The organism is Pseudomonas trivialis, from assembly GCF_001439805.1.
Classification (GTDB): domain Bacteria; phylum Pseudomonadota; class Gammaproteobacteria; order Pseudomonadales; family Pseudomonadaceae; genus Aquipseudomonas; species Aquipseudomonas trivialis.
In genome coordinates this window covers 159,942-174,105 of record NZ_JYLK01000004.1, presented here as the reverse complement: position 1 = coordinate 174,105, position 14,164 = coordinate 159,942, and the positions used below count along the sequence as shown (strand labels likewise).

14 protein-coding genes, 1 tRNA gene and 2 pseudogenes are annotated in these 14,164 nt (G+C 57.0%); 8 read left to right on the top strand and 9 right to left on the bottom strand.

What is annotated here, in order from left to right:
- Positions 1 to 25: 25 nt before the first annotated feature.
- The gene (locus TU79_RS07960; protein ID WP_003174664.1) at positions 26 to 697 is read right to left on the bottom strand and encodes a Bax inhibitor-1/YccA family protein; all 672 of its coding nucleotides are present in this window, start codon (positions 695 to 697) and stop codon (positions 26 to 28) included.
- Between the two features lie 152 nt (positions 698 to 849).
- Here TU79_RS07960 and TU79_RS07955 point away from each other — a divergent pair.
- Positions 850 to 940 (top strand) — tRNA-Ser (locus tag TU79_RS07955).
- A 60-nt stretch (positions 941 to 1,000) separates the two neighbouring features.
- Here the strand turns inward: TU79_RS07955 and TU79_RS25125 are convergent.
- The 4 genes and pseudogenes from TU79_RS25125 to TU79_RS07945 all read right to left on the bottom strand — a co-directional run.
- Positions 1,001 to 1,246, bottom strand: a pseudogene (locus tag TU79_RS25125) (integrase core domain-containing protein); the annotation flags it as partial.
- Between the two features lie 202 nt (positions 1,247 to 1,448).
- Positions 1,449 to 2,798 (bottom strand): IS110 family RNA-guided transposase, encoded by a 1,350-nt coding sequence (locus TU79_RS07950; RefSeq protein WP_057007482.1) that lies wholly within the window; start codon positions 2,796 to 2,798, stop codon positions 1,449 to 1,451.
- Between the two features lie 223 nt (positions 2,799 to 3,021).
- Positions 3,022 to 3,283: pseudogene (locus TU79_RS25115) on the bottom strand (transposase); the annotation flags it as partial.
- The gene (locus tag TU79_RS07945; RefSeq protein WP_082638419.1) at positions 3,252 to 4,115 is read right to left on the bottom strand and encodes an ArsR/SmtB family transcription factor; all 864 of its coding nucleotides are present in this window, start codon (positions 4,113 to 4,115) and stop codon (positions 3,252 to 3,254) included. The pseudogene TU79_RS25115 and the gene TU79_RS07945, both read right to left, overlap by 32 nt.
- Before the next feature lie 73 nt (positions 4,116 to 4,188).
- Here TU79_RS07945 and TU79_RS07940 point away from each other — a divergent pair, with 73 nt between their 5' ends.
- From TU79_RS07940 to TU79_RS07925, 4 genes are all read left to right on the top strand, one after another.
- Positions 4,189 to 5,349, top strand: coding sequence for a cytochrome P450 (locus tag TU79_RS07940; RefSeq protein ID WP_057007481.1), 1,161 nt, complete (start codon positions 4,189 to 4,191; stop codon positions 5,347 to 5,349).
- Entirely contained in the window at positions 5,346 to 5,702 is a 357-nt protein-coding gene (locus TU79_RS07935; protein WP_057007480.1) for an antibiotic biosynthesis monooxygenase family protein, read from the top strand. The genes TU79_RS07940 and TU79_RS07935 overlap by 4 nt, the downstream gene beginning before the upstream one ends.
- Positions 5,703 to 6,075: 373 nt before the next feature.
- The gene (locus TU79_RS07930) at positions 6,076 to 8,037 is read left to right on the top strand and encodes a methyl-accepting chemotaxis protein (protein ID WP_057007479.1); all 1,962 of its coding nucleotides are present in this window, start codon (positions 6,076 to 6,078) and stop codon (positions 8,035 to 8,037) included.
- A gap of 186 nt (positions 8,038 to 8,223) precedes the next feature.
- On the top strand, positions 8,224 to 8,682 hold the full coding sequence (locus tag TU79_RS07925; protein WP_057007478.1) for an Hsp20 family protein: 459 nt from the start codon (positions 8,224 to 8,226) through the stop codon (positions 8,680 to 8,682).
- A gap of 94 nt (positions 8,683 to 8,776) precedes the next feature.
- Here the strand turns inward: TU79_RS07925 and TU79_RS26725 are convergent, their stop codons facing one another.
- Positions 8,777 to 8,911, bottom strand: coding sequence for a hypothetical protein (locus TU79_RS26725; RefSeq protein ID WP_269457974.1), 135 nt, complete (start codon positions 8,909 to 8,911; stop codon positions 8,777 to 8,779).
- 191 nt (positions 8,912 to 9,102) lie between these two features.
- On the opposite strand from TU79_RS26725, the gene TU79_RS07920 reads away from it, so the two are divergent.
- Both TU79_RS07920 and TU79_RS07915 read left to right on the top strand, forming a co-directional pair.
- Entirely contained in the window at positions 9,103 to 9,432 is a 330-nt protein-coding gene (locus tag TU79_RS07920; protein WP_057007477.1) for a helix-turn-helix domain-containing protein, read from the top strand.
- Positions 9,433 to 9,528: 96 nt separating this feature from the next.
- Positions 9,529 to 9,714, top strand: coding sequence for a hypothetical protein (locus TU79_RS07915; RefSeq protein ID WP_057007476.1), 186 nt, complete (start codon positions 9,529 to 9,531; stop codon positions 9,712 to 9,714).
- 90 nt (positions 9,715 to 9,804) lie between these two features.
- On the opposite strand, the gene TU79_RS07910 is transcribed toward TU79_RS07915, so the two are convergent.
- Both TU79_RS07910 and TU79_RS07905 read right to left on the bottom strand, forming a co-directional pair.
- Positions 9,805 to 11,118 (bottom strand): CitMHS family transporter, encoded by a 1,314-nt coding sequence (locus tag TU79_RS07910; RefSeq protein ID WP_057007475.1) that lies wholly within the window; start codon positions 11,116 to 11,118, stop codon positions 9,805 to 9,807.
- Positions 11,119 to 11,141: 23 nt separating this feature from the next.
- On the bottom strand, positions 11,142 to 11,981 hold the full coding sequence (locus tag TU79_RS07905; RefSeq protein ID WP_057007474.1) for an alpha/beta fold hydrolase: 840 nt from the start codon (positions 11,979 to 11,981) through the stop codon (positions 11,142 to 11,144).
- A gap of 79 nt (positions 11,982 to 12,060) precedes the next feature.
- Between TU79_RS07905 and TU79_RS07900 the strand changes: the two genes are divergently transcribed.
- On the top strand, positions 12,061 to 12,960 hold the full coding sequence (locus TU79_RS07900) for a LysR family transcriptional regulator (RefSeq protein WP_069665405.1): 900 nt from the start codon (positions 12,061 to 12,063) through the stop codon (positions 12,958 to 12,960).
- A gap of 148 nt (positions 12,961 to 13,108) precedes the next feature.
- On the opposite strand, the gene TU79_RS07895 is transcribed toward TU79_RS07900, so the two are convergent.
- Positions 13,109 to 14,080 (bottom strand): LysR family transcriptional regulator, encoded by a 972-nt coding sequence (locus TU79_RS07895; protein WP_057007472.1) that lies wholly within the window; start codon positions 14,078 to 14,080, stop codon positions 13,109 to 13,111.
- Positions 14,081 to 14,164: the final 84 nt, after the last annotated feature.

Below are 14,164 nucleotides of genomic sequence, written 5' to 3'. Positions count from 1 at the left end.
GGGCATTTTTTATTGCGGCAATGAATCAGTCGTCGCGGCTCATGATGCCGAAGATCTGTAACAGGCTGATAAACAGGTTGTAGATCGACACATACAGGCTGACGGTGGCCATGATGTAGTTGCGCTCGCCGCCGTGGATGATGGCGCTGGTCTGGAACAGGATGCACACCGACGAGAACAGCACAAAACCTGCGCTGATCGCCAGTTGCAGGCCGCTGATCTGGAAGAACATGCCCGCCACCACCGCCGCCAGCAACACGAAGAAGCCTGCGGTGATGAAGCCGCCGAGGAAACTCATGTCCTTGCGGGTGATCAGCACATAGGCCGACAAGCCACCAAACACCAGCGCCGTCATGGCAAACGCCGAACTGACCACTTCCGCGCCGCCGGCCATACCCAAGTAACGGTTGAGGATCGGGCCAAGGATAAAGCCCATGAAACCGGTCAGGGCAAACGCCGACACCAGGCCCCAGGCCGAGTCACGCAGCTTGTTGGTCAGGAAGAACAGACCATAGAAGCCGATCAGCACAACAAAGATATTCGGGTAGCCAACACGCATCTGCTGAGCCACGAACGCCATCACACCGCTGAAGGCGAGGGTCAGGGCGAGCAAGCCGTAGGTGTTGCGCAACACGCGGCTGACTTCAAGCTGCTCAGCCTGGGCGTTGCCATTCACTGCGTAATTCTGTTCGCGCATGGCGACACTCCTGTGGTTTTGAAACGTTCAGTCGCAAAGATCATAACAGACGCTCTGTAACAAGCGATGGCGAGAGTTTGACAGTGTGTTTCATTCGGGTATTATGGCGCCCGCTGAGACGGGAAGGGCTACTATAATCCCGTGATGCACAAGGGAAATTGGCAGAGTGGTTGAATGCACCGGTCTTGAAAACCGGCGAACGTTAATAGCGTTCCCAGGGTTCGAATCCCTGGTTTCCCGCCAAGATTGACACGAGAGCCTCGCGAAAGCGGGGCTTTTGCGTTTCTGATGATCCGAAATCCGTTAAGTAAAGCACTTGATCGTTTCCGCGAATTGGTGAGGCCGAATCCAGTTGTAACGATGCATCAAAAAATGGCTGATATCACGCTGTGCTTCCTGCGCAGTTCGATAGTCCAAAGTCGGTATCTATTCTGTCTTCAAGCTGCGAAATACGCGCTCCATCGGTGCGTTATACCAGCAGTTTCCTCGTCGGCTCATACTCTGGCGCATGCGGTATCATCGCCACAATCGCTGGCGAAAGAGTCGGCTTTACGAGAACAGCTCACTGACGCGGCTACGCGATCGAAGCCGTTCAACATCGGGGCGTGCGGCGCCGCAGGCGCTGGGCGTAGTAACACGAGCGGGTCACGTCAAACACCTTGTATAGCCAGTCGACCGGCTCATCGGCGCTCAACTGATCAATCAGCGCGAGCGCTCGTGATCTTCCGACATCAAGAGCGCGGTAGCCTTCCTAAGAAACACCCTCCGTTGGCTGAAGAGTGAAACCAAATTCGGCAGCACGGCGATGTAGACCCTTTACGACTCGCTCCCGATATCTCTGCTCGTACTGGTCTGCTCCGGGGTCCTGATAGTTCATACCGAAACGCATCGCGTTATAGAATAAAATCGCAATTTTTCGGGCGGTCGCAGTGACTGCTTTGGCTTTTCCGATTCGAGCTGCAAGGCGTCTATAGAAGGCCCCAAGCGCAGTACTCGTTCTCCCGACTGTGACAGCGGCCAAGCGCAGGTGGGCGGTCACTCGATTCTTGGTTTTCCGAGTATGAGCGGAAAGCACCTTACCTCCACTGATCCTACATCCCGGCGCAAGCGTTAGCCACGAAGTGAAATGATGACAAGTGCGCCATCGGCTCAGATCTGTACCGCATTCGGCGACCAGCCGCAGTGCCAAAAAGGGGCCAATGCCATGTATTTGCGTGAGGTCTACACCGACCAACTGATAGAGCAAGGTGCGAACATCGAAGTTAAGCGCATTGGGTTGCCGGGTTTTATGGCGCGGTTTAGGTAACGGTTCTGACGGACGCACCTTTTCCTGCGAAAGCTTGATGAGCACTTGTGCAATTTGCTGATCGCAGATGAGGAGTTGCGCTTGGTATGCGTCATACATCGTCAGTGCTTGTGACAGGGCAAATGTATGCTCCGGTTGATAATTGCCGACTAGCGCTGCCTTAATGACATCGATACCGGCTTTGCAGCGGGTATCACTCATGGCAGCCAATACTGACGGGCTTCGCTCACCGGCCACAATGGCCCGTATTATTCGCATGCCGGTCACTCCGGTTACGTCCGCCACAACATGGTGCAGTTGCAGATTCATATGTGTGAGGGCTTTTTGCATGTGCTGAATATGCGCGGCCGCGTAGTCAAGGTGGCGCTCTCGCAATCTTAAATAGCTACGTAAAGCCGAGATTTCGCGATCTGGACGGAAGCTAGCTCGAAGTAATCCGCAGGAATGGAGTCGTTGAATCCACTGCGCATCATTCACGTCGGTTTTACGCCCTGGCACCGCGCGAGCATCGCGGGCATTGGCAAGTACTACATGAAGTCCGTGCGTTTCGAGTATCTCGTAAACCGGAATCCAATAAACGCCGGTCGACTCCATGGCGACTGTCGAGATGCCGAGGCTCACCAGCCAGTTAGCCATCCGCTCAAGATCAGCGGTGAAGACATTAAAGGTTTGAATCGGATCTTGCGCGAGATCCGCTGGAACGGCGACAACATGAAAGCGTGAGCCGATATCAATGCCGGCCGCTCGAGTATTAATTACCGGTAACCCTCTGGTTTTTAAGTCAGAATTTTTCATACGCACCTCCAGTCAAGGGCAGGACTGGACGGGGACTCGGATCAAATCACATTCCTAAACGGGGTCATAGAAGCGCCACCACTAACGGGTCCGCAGCTTCCCCTGGGTCACGTTTTTTGACGGGGACTTAGCCTCCAAAAAGCCAGCGACCACTGTCCAGAAATGTAAGTGTAGTACGTAGTGTTTCTAGCCCAATGGGCCGCGGAGTGCCGGGGAGGCGGTTTTTTAGTATGGATTTCTCTCGCTCAAGCCGAGCGATCCGGGCTTCCAGCTCCTGGATTTTCTGCTGTTCCGGAGTCAGCGCCTTGCTCTGCGGGGTGATGCCTTTATGTTCTTTCTGAATCTGGTCAACGCCAGCGGCGTAATGCCGATTCACCAAGGCCGACTGACCGGCTGGCTTCGATGTAACTGTAGTTTTGTTTGAGCATCAGGTCGGCAGCCTCGCGCTTGAATTCAGGAGTAAAGGAGCGGCGTTGTTTGGTCATCTGACACCTCGATATGGCGAGCATTTTCGCCTAAATGGGTGTCCGGTTTCATTAGACCACTACATGACATCGGTAAACCCGGTTCGGCGGGTCGTGCCACATTTCGCACGTCTGCTTTCTCCGTGTCCAGGTATTCAACGGTGATACCAAATCGGCCAGACAGCTCCTTTCTCCCTTTGGGCGTCAATGCAAGTGCCCGGCTATCAAGGTCCTGGGTAACCCATTTACGGTTCAGAAATGTCTGAAGCAAAGCTGCTCCCAGCGCACCACCCAGATGAGGGCGCCGCATGCTCCAGTCCAGACACGAGCAAGCAAAACGGCGTCGCTGTGCCTTTACTTTCGCTATTTCTATACCCAAACCAACCATCGCTGCTTCGCCGCTGTCAGTCAGTTGATACGCACGGTCACCTGCGTCAGAAACGATCAACCAACCTGACTCGATGAAGTGACCATGCAGATACACCGCCAAGGTTCCGGCCATGTGGTCATAACAGGTACGCGCATACTGCAATCGGTTAGGGGCCGTTGAAACAAACCTGGGGTTTGCGGATTGGCTGACCACCATGAGGGCTTCAAGCGCTTGCGCCACTTGCATGTCCGCCAGACTGTAATAACGATGTCGCCCCTGCGTGTGCAGCTTGAGCAACCCGTCCTCTTTGAGTCTTGCCAGGTGCGCGCTTGCGGTGGAGGTACTTACGTCGGCGATAACGGCCATTTCGGTACTGGTTCGCGCGTGACCATCCATCAGCGAGCAAAGCATTTTCGTCCTCGCAGGTTCGGCAATAGCGCCAGCGATCCGAGAAAGGGCAAGCTCATTGCCTTGGAAATCCATATTTCGTTCCTGAGCGAATCGTCAGCGTGAAAGGTGTCCGATAGTAACCGTTCTTTGTGAGCAGGACTCCAAAATGACGCCGTTTGAAGCAGCCACCCATGATGATCCTTATAGTTACTACTCACACCTCAGGCAACAGAAGGAATTGTTCTTCGATGCAGATTTTGGTTTATGGATTGCGTGTGGGGCCGGAGCGGTCGAGGCCATTCTGGGGAGTCCCGATTGTCGGGTGCGCCCCCTCCACGAGCCCATTCCTCCTGCCATTGCACAGGGCGCCGCCGGACATGTTTTCGGTCGGTTGATGCGTATGAACGAAGGGGCTCAACACCGGTGCCCAAGGATGGCGATTGAGCCCGCCCTGGCCTCTATCGAGATGGAAGGCATCGCCGACATTGTGTCACGCGTGGTTACGGTACTTGATAACGCGCTCGAAACTACGGACGAGTTGATGTTTACGTTGCCGGCTTGCGTCATTGCTTCCTTGATAGGTCTGCCATCCTCCCGCATGCAGGAAGCCGCGAAGCTGACACGGGATTTTGTCGCCTGCCTATCGCCATTAAGCGATGAAACGCAGCTCAATAAGGCTCATTCCGGAGCCATTCAATTAAGCCAGATATTCAGCGCGCTGCTGAATGACGATAAAAGTGATAGCGCCTTGTTGGCTCGCATCCACAGCGAAAGCAAGGCCGCTGAATGGGAAGATCAGGAAGCGTTGATTGCTAACTTGATCGGCCTGATGTCACAGACCTGCGAAGCCACCGCAGGCTTGATTGGAAACACCCTCGTAGCGCTCCATCGCAATCCTGACCTGATTGGACACAGGCAACCTGCACCGAGCCTCATCGCAGAGTTGGTGGCCGAGGTAGCGCGCTACGATTCGCCAGTGCAAAACACGCGGCGATTCGTTGCGAAGCGATGCACGATTGGCGATAGCGTCCTGGAGGCGGGGGATACCGTTCTGGTGTTACTCGCTTCAGCCAACCGGGATCCCAGCCTGAACCCAGACCCCGATAGCTTCTTGCTCAAGCGAAGCCATAGACGAACCTTCAGTTTCGGCTCAGGACGACATGAATGCCCAGGTCAGCAACTGGCGTTGACGATCGCCTCTGAAGCGATATCGGTGTGGTTGCAACGCCATTCTTTCTCCGCTGTTCGATCGTTTCGGTGGAGTTATTTGCCGTCCCTTAATGGACGCATTCCCAAATTCTATCCTGCTAAGGAAGCTCAGCAATGATCGCCGTTATTTTTGAAGCCTGGCCACGCGAAGATCAATACCAGCGTTACCTTGACCTGGCCGCTCAATTGAAACCATTACTGGCAGAGTTGGATGGCTTCATCTCCGTAGAGCGTTTCCAAAGCCTGAGTGAGCCAGGAAAATTACTGTCGCTGTCATTTTGGCGTGACGAAAAAGCTATCCAACGGTGGCGCGGCCTTGAGCTGCATCGAGCGGCCCAATTAGCAGGCCGTCAGCAGGTTTTCAATGACTACCATCTGCGCATTGCCCACGTGGTACGAGACTACAGTCTTGCAGATCGTGCCCAAGCGCCGCGCGATAGTAGACAAGCTCATGAGAGAACTACTCCATGATCGTTTCCACTTCGCAAACTGTGTAACGGCCCGCACGAGTTTGCATAGCGGTCTTGAAAACCGGCGAACGTTAATAGCGTTCCCAAGGTTCGAATCCCTGGTTTCCCGCCAAGATTGACACGAGAGCCTCGCGAAAGCGGGGCTTTTGCGTTTCTGGGGTTTGTAAACATCTCAGGTGTCCAGGTTCACGCGCAGTCCATTTTTTCTGACAGCTCTAAAGCTCGATAGCTTCAGGCCGAGATAGTCTAAACGGACGAAAAACGGCTAAGGCGGGCTCAAACTGGATCATCTTTGGCTCCTATAAACGTCGATTCCACTAGAACGTGCGCCCGAGGTAATTATTAGACAAAAATTGTAAGTCCTGAGGTTTGTAATGCTTAGCAATGCTCCTTTGAGTACCAAGCTGCTGCTTATTCTGATTTTTCCTTTGCTCGGATTTCTGGCCTTTGCGGGCATTTTCATTGCGGACAAAAGCGATACGCTGGGGGCAATGAATCGCGCAGTTGCCGCCACCACCGCCGCACAGAAATTCAGCAATGTCGTGACAACTCTTCAACGCGAGCGCGGCGCCAGCGGCGTTTTTCTGGGCAGCGGTGGCAAGTCCATGCAGGACAAGCTCAAGGCCTTGCGTCAGGAAACCGACACGTCAATCGGCGAATTGCGAGGGCAATCGAGCGAGGGTATTCCAGCGCCGAACGAGGCCTTGCGTGCGTTGGGTGAGCTGGCCGCCTTGCGTTTGAAAGTCGATAACCTGGCGATAAACAACACACAGTCCGGTGCTCTTTTTACCGACCTGATTAAAACCCTCGTGGGTTTCAATTATTCGTTGGAAGCCAGCATTGATGAACCCCAAATTCTGCGTGCGTTGGGCTCGCTCAATCAATTTGTCGATATGAAAGAGCGTGCCGGGCGCGAGCGCGTATTGCTGGGCCTGGCGTTCAATCAAAATCGGTTCGACGCTGCGTTGTTGTCGCGCTTCAGCCGTAACCTCGGTGAATTCTCCGGCTACTTTGAGGCCTTCCAGCGATGGGCGCCGGTAGCCTCCAAGAGCAAGCTGGATGCCGTCCTGCAACAACCCGGATCACTGGAAGTCGCTCGCCTGCAGCGCCTCGGTTTTGATACGCCCCTGGGCGACCCGCTCAATATCAAACCTGAAGACTGGTTCAACCTTTCGACCAGTCGTATCGACCTCATGGCCGGGGTCGAAGCAGAGCTGGGCCAGACCTTGGTCGGCCTCGCCCATCACGAGCGTGATAATGCCGAATTCAGTCTGTATGTGGCCATCGCGACCGTTATAGTGATGTTGATCGCCTTGCTGTGGCTGGCTTTGGTGATCATCCGCAATATCAAGCTGGCGGTGACCGATGTGAACCGTACTCTCGCATCGCTTTCCACCCGCGACCTGACGGTGCGGACCCGCTACACAGGCAAGGACGAGTTTGGCGAAATATCACGCAACCTGGACAACATGGCGCTTCAGATAAGTGGAGTGGTCAGCGACATTGGCAACGCCACGGCGCAGGTTGCCACGGCTGCCGAGCAGTCTTCGGCGGTGGCCCTGCAGACCAGCCAGAACGTGGCACAGCAGCGTCAGGGTACCGACCAGGTGGTCACCGCAATCAGCGAGATGAGCGCCACGGTCAGAGATGTGGCGCGTAGCACCACCGAGGCCGCCGAAATGTCGCAGCGTGTCAACGCCAGCACGATGCAGGGCAAGACTGAGATCGATAACACCATCAGTTTGATCCAGGGCCTGGAAGTGCAGGCCGAACAAACCTCGAGGATCATCAACGAACTCAAGCTCGAAAGCGATTCCATCTCTTCGGTGCTGGACGTGATTCGCGGCGTTGCCGAGCAGACCAACCTGCTGGCACTGAACGCCGCCATCGAAGCAGCGCGTGCGGGAGAGCAGGGCCGTGGTTTTGCGGTGGTTGCGGATGAAGTGCGCAATCTGGCGAAAAAGACCCAGGACTCCACGGTCAGCATCCAGAACATGATCGCCAACCTGCAATCGGGTTCCGACCGCGCCGCCGTTTCCATGCAGGAGACCCTTGGCAAGGCGCAGGAAGGCGCGAGCAATGTGGTTCGTGCGGGCCATTTGCTCAATGAAATCGCCGAAGGCATCGCGTCCATCAGCGACCGCAACATTCAGGTGGCTTCAGCTGCCGAGGAGCAAAGCCTGGTGGCCGAAGAAATTCATCGCAATGTCAACGATATCAACTCACTGGTGATCCAGGTCAGCGCCGGCGCTGAGCAAACCGCCGCCACCAGTCGCGAGCTCGCTCGATTGGCCGAGCATCAGCAGGGATTGGTGAGGCAGTTCAAGGTCAACTGAGCCGGCATCAATGAGAATCCCGCGAGCCAGAGGCACCGCGGGATTTTCAGCCCAGGGCCACGCGCGCGTAAAAAAAATTTCAAATCCGCCCCTTGAAATCTTCCTCCCCGCACATAAATTGCCTTCACGCGACGCCGAATCAGGGTCGCGTTTTAAATCACTTGGATCTAATCAGGAGATTTTAAAATGGCTACTACTCTTTCCCTGGCCCCTCTGTTCCGTCAGTCGGTGGGCTTTGATCGTTTCAACGACCTGTTTGAGTCTGCGCTGCGCAGCGAGGCTCCCAACACCTATCCGCCTCATAACGTGGAAAAGCACGGTGATGACGAATATCGCATTGTCATTGCAGTTGCCGGGCTCACTGAAGCGGATCTGGATATCCAGGTTGAGAAGGGCGTTTTGACGGTTGTCGGTGACAAACGTGAAAGCGAGAAAGAGGTGACTTACCTGCACCAGGGCATCGCTCAACGGGCCTTCCGGTTGTCGTTCCGCCTGGCAGATCACATCGAGGTGCGCGGTGCTTCGATGAACAACGGGTTGCTGAGCATTAACCTGCTGCGTGTGGTGCCTGAAGAGGCCAAGCCCAAACGCATCACGATCGGCGGCGACAGCGATCCGCAATTGCGTCAGGTAAGCCTGCAGTGAGTAAAAAAGGGCCCGGCGGGCCGTGTGAAAACGCGGTCTACGCAGGCTGACAACAAATGCCCCGACTCGTCGGGGCATTTGTTTTGGTGTGACCTCATTCCACTGAGCAGATCCAGCGGTGATTGTGCCGATAAGGTGCACGGGTAAAGTGCACATCCGACATCAGGTTCAAGCCGCGTTCGCGCAGCACGTCGGTCAGTTGTACGAGTGTCTCCGCCTGGATAGTCATTACGCTCACCTCGTCAGATTGACTGCGTTCATAATTCTTGACCGGGAGGACAATCTCCTAATTCAAATTTTCTACACCGCTGATTGAGACAGCCGTTAACGCCGAAGCCTGACGATTAAACTGAATTTTCAACACTGATCTTTTTCTACCCAAAAGAGCCATAAGGTGGGTCAGCCATACAGAGGTGTGCGATGAAAGAGATCGGCAGGCGGTTGAAACAGGAACGGCATCGCATGGGCCTGACCCTCCAGAGGCTGGCTGAAATCGGTGGCGTGACGGTCGCAGAGCAGCGACGTTACGAGCTTAGCGAGGCGATGCCCGCGGCCGATTACCTGGCGGCGCTGGCGAGCCATGGCTTGGACGTGGTCTACATCGTGACCGGGAAAAAACAGGCAGTGGTCAAAATGTCCTGGGAAGAAGCGCAGGCATTGCTGGACAGTCGGGCCATTTCCGGTGACCTGTTCCAGAATGACGCGGACGAAGAGATCTATTTCAAGGTCTCTCGACCGAGCGAGGTCTGAACAGGCCACCGTTCGTCCATCAAACGGCACTTGTCAGCCCACGGTGCTTCTCATATTCAAGCGCGGATATCCCGAACGCCCAAGCGGAGAGCCAGCATGGAAATTGATGAGAACGCTCCAGGCAACATTTCACAGCAGCCCGTGACCAGGGGCACCGACAGCGAAACCGGCCATGATCCCAAGCGCGACGTCCTGGGGCAGTCGTTGCCGGCTGATGACGAGGAAGACATGTCTGACGTGGACGCCGCTGATTCGGTGGCGAGTGAGCACCCGGATAACTGAAGAGCTGCCGCGGTTAAAGAAGCCCGGACAGAGCGCCGGGCTTTTTGTGTGCAGGATCATGCCTGCCGCGCTAGAACGCCCCCCCTGAGACTATTGCGAGAAGCCAATCACCCCGATGAATACAGCAAACGCCAACATCACCAGGCTGACGGCCCAAGCCCAGAAAAAGGTGTAGCGGATATGCGCTCGCAACTCCATTCCTGCCAATGCGACTGCCAGATAGACGCTGGGTACCATCGGGCTGACGATAAACCCGGTGTTTTCGCCAATTAACATCGCTCTGGCAACGCTGTCCGCGGACACGCCAGACGCAACGGCCACTTCATTGATCACCGGCAACAGCGCGAAGTAATAGGCATCCGGGGAGAACAGCATGCCCAGGGGCACGCCCAGAGCGCCAATCGCCACGTGCAGGTACTGGCCGCTGTCGACCGGCATCAATCCATTCAAGGCCATGGCCATGCCTTCGCTCATCCTGGTGCCCGACAGTATCCCCAGCAATACGCCAGCTGCGAGTATGACGAGTGCCATATGCATGGCGTCGCCAGCGTGGGCCTTGAGCCTTTCGGACTGTTGGGTGAGAGAGGGGAAATTCAGGGGCAGGGCGATGCCCAGACCTATCATGAAGGTTGCCTGCAAGGGCAGCAGCCCAGCAAACAGGCATCCCACGATAGTCAGGGTCAAGCCAAGGTTTGCCCAGTATCGCCAGCAGCGGGGCGATAACGCGTGCGTTTCGGTCAAACCTTGCACGCTCGCGTCCGGCAGCTCCGTGGGCGGCTTTGCCATGGCTTGCGCACCCCGTTGACAGCGGTAACCCAGCCAGCCAGCAATGGCGAACAAGCACAGCAGCCCTATTGCCTGTACCGGAACCAGCGCCAGCCAGAGTTGGGTTGCATCAAAGCCGGTAACTGCCGCCGCCCGCGTGGTGGTGCCGCCCCACGGCACCATATTGCTGACGCCGGCAGTGGTGCCGACGAGGCACAGCAGCATCAAGGGGTTCATGTTCAGGCGTTGGTACACCGGCAGTAATGCGGGGATGATCAGTAGAAAGGTTGCCGCGCCGATGCCGTCCAGATGCACCAGTGCCGTGGTTGCGACTGTCATCAATGCGACCGGTATTGGCCGACCTCGAGTCATGCGAATCAGGAAGTTCACCAAGGGGTGGAACAAGCCGCGATCACGCATCACACCGAAATACAGGATCGCAAAAATGAACAGCGTTGCGGTCGGGGCCACAGTCGCCAGGCCGCTTTTGATAAACGTGCCAGTCTGTTCGACACTGAAACCGGCTGACAGGCTGGCCGCGACCGGCAACGTAGTGAAGGCGACAATCGGTGTTATGCGGCGCAGTAGAATCAGCACGATGATGCTCAGCATCAGGGTGAAACCGATGAATGTGATCATGCAAACGCCTCATTTTGTAGTTGTTATGAACACTGCCATGGAGTGCCGGTGCCTGTATCGCGGGCTAAAACGCTGGTCAGAAAAGCTTGCAGAGCGCTGAGGTATTGGTCGGGGCAATCAACCATGGGCGTGTGGCCGCCGGGCAGCAGTTGCAGGCGTGCATCCACAAGGTACGATGCCAGCTCGAGCGCATCCTCAACCCTGCGGCGCCGGTCGAATTCGCCATGCAGCACCAGCACCGGGCACGCCAGTTTCGACAGAGAAGGCCTCAGGTCCAAAGCGCGCAGGCCTTCCAGGCTTTGCAACAACGCGTGGGGCGGCAGTTTGGCGAGGTAGGCGCATAACTGCCGCCAAAGTGGCGCAGGTGGAGGGCGTATGAAGCAGGTCCGCAGGAAGTCTTGCCGGGCTTTTTCTGTCCATGCTTCACGCACTTGCTGCGGAAGGGCCGGGTCGCCGTGACGCTGGCTGTGGGCGCCCGTGTTACCGACCACCACGCCGGCGACAGGCATATCGTGTTGCAGCGCCGTCAGCAGGGCTATCGCACCACCCACCGAATACCCCAGCAGCACAACAGGACCGGCCCTGCGGTCCTGGATGCGCTCGCGCAGGCTGTTGGCAAGGCGTTCGGCCACCGGGAGGGGGGCACACGAATGTGGACAGTGGGGCGGTTGTGCCCAGTCGACGGGCTGAATGCTCCACCCGTCGGCCCGCAGTTTGCTGAATACGGACGGACTGCAGCCGGCACCTGGAAGCGTCACCAGCAACGGCCCGTCAATATTGCGCCAGGTGATGGCCTCCAGCGCTGCCGGTGGACGGCAGTGCGGGGCGTTTGCGTTGATCTCATGGAAGAATGATTTATTCATGGCGACATGTTAGAAATCTGTCGATCATCACGATAAGGAATAATTTCTATCTTTTGATAAAAAAGAGGAATCGCTGCCTATGTTGGCCGATCTGCCCATCGCTCAGATACGACACTTTCTCCTGGTTGCCGAACATGGCGGCTTCCATGCAGCAGCCGGCAAAGCCTGTCGAACCCAACCGGCGATCAGCAAGTCCGTCCAGGCTTTGGAGGATCGTCTGGGCGGCATGCTGCTCGAACCTGGCCGGCGTTCAGTGCTGACGCCGCTGGGTCGCGAATGCCTGCCTTATTTGCGTGAGCTCGTGTCGCATCATGACCGCACCGCGATTGCCATGTCGGCGTTCGTGCGTAAAGACTGCGGCGCGCTGACAATTGCCGCTATAGCCGCAGCGGCGGCAAACTGGTTACCGCAACGGGTGGCCGAGTACCAGCGTGACTTTCCCGGTGTGGCCATACGTTTGCTGGACGACAATTCACGCAATGTGGAGCGCATGGTGTTGGCGGCGCAGGTGGATTTCGGCATAGGCAGCACGGTGTCGGACAAACCGCACATTGTCTTCGAACCGTTGATGGATGACCTTTTCGGGCTCGTCTGCAGCCGCAACCACCCTTTGGCAACATGCCAGCAACTGCGCTGGAGCGCGCTTGAGGGACTGCCCCTGCTCGGCACCACGGCGCACCGCCAGTTGGAAGCCTGGCCGCAGCAGGCCAAGTGGTTGCAGCGGCCGGTGCTGCAGGTGGACACCATGCTGACGTTATTGGCGTTGCTCGACGCCAATGTGGGCGTAACAGTGTTGGCCAAAAAGGGTATCCCGACCATGCTGGCCGAGCGTCTTGCGTTTGTACCCTTGGTGCATCCGCGACGGGTGCGACGCTTTGGCATCCTGCGCCTGGCCGGTCAGTCGTTGAGTCCGGCGGCACAGGCAATGGTTGACCGCCTGCACCTGCACGCGAACGCCATGATCGACCCTGTCTCGTGAGGCGCCCGCCAAATCCCGGACAAAGAAAAGCCCACGATGGGGGCGCGGGCTTAAAAGGTGTTCACTTAGGAGCTGAGTGGAGCTTAAGTGTCCGCCTGTGAAAACTGTGTGAAATATCCTACGCATCGCAGCATTTTCAAAAAAATGTTCAGTCCGTTCTCTTTGCGACCTGCCGCTCAGCGTCATCACCAGGACCAAAGCCTGCCGACAGCCGCTCCTTCAAAAAAACCACCAACGCACTCACCGCTTTCGGCACATGGGGCGAGTACGGCCGTATCAAGTAGATTTCATCGGCAAATGCGCCTTTCAATCGCCACCCCTTGAGCACCTGCTTCAGCGTGCCGTTGGCCAGTGCCGCGTGGGCGCTGAAATCCGGAAGCAGGGCGATGCCCAGGTGATTGAGGGCCGAGTCACGCAGTGCCTCGCTGTTATTGGTGGAAAAACGGCCGGCGATGGGCACCGTGACACGTTCTGTCTTTTTAACGCCGCGTTCGAAGGTCCACGCCGGCTGGTCGACGCCGCGCGGATAGTAGAGGCAGTTGTGGGCGCTGAGGTCGGCGGGTTCGCGGGGTTCGCCGTGGCGGTGCAAGTAGTCGTGGGTGGCGACCAGCACCGAGGCGGTGTCGCAGAGTTTCCAGGCGACGTGGGTTTCCGGCACCTGGAAGCCGTGGCGCACGGCCAGGTCGTAGCCTTCGGCGGCGAGTGAGCTTAAGGCATCGGACACATCCAGCTGAATGCGAACCTGTGGATGCTGACGCAGGAACTCGGGCAGGTGCGGCACCAGTTGCTGGCGGGCGAATGCGACCGGGGCGGTGAGGCGCACCAGGCCGCGAATGTCGCCGGCCGAGTCGCGCACCGAGGAAAAGCTGCGGGCGATGTGTTCGTAGGCGCTGCGCACGTCGCGGGTCAGTGAGCGCCCGGCGTCGGTGAGGCGCACGCTGCGGGTGGTGCGGGTGACCAGGCGGGTGCCGGTGGCGGTTTCCAGCTCGCAAATACGTTGGCTCACTGCCGATTTGCTCACGCCCAGGCGCGCAGCGGCAGCGGTATAAGTGCCCTGTTCTTCCAGCACGGAGAGCCAGTGGATATGGGTCCAAAGGCCTTCGATCTCGGTTTTTTCCATGGGGCTATTGTTCGCCTGTGTGCACAATCAGTTCTGGATTCTGCTCTGGTTTGGAACAAAGCGGAAGCCTATGGTAGGTGCCAA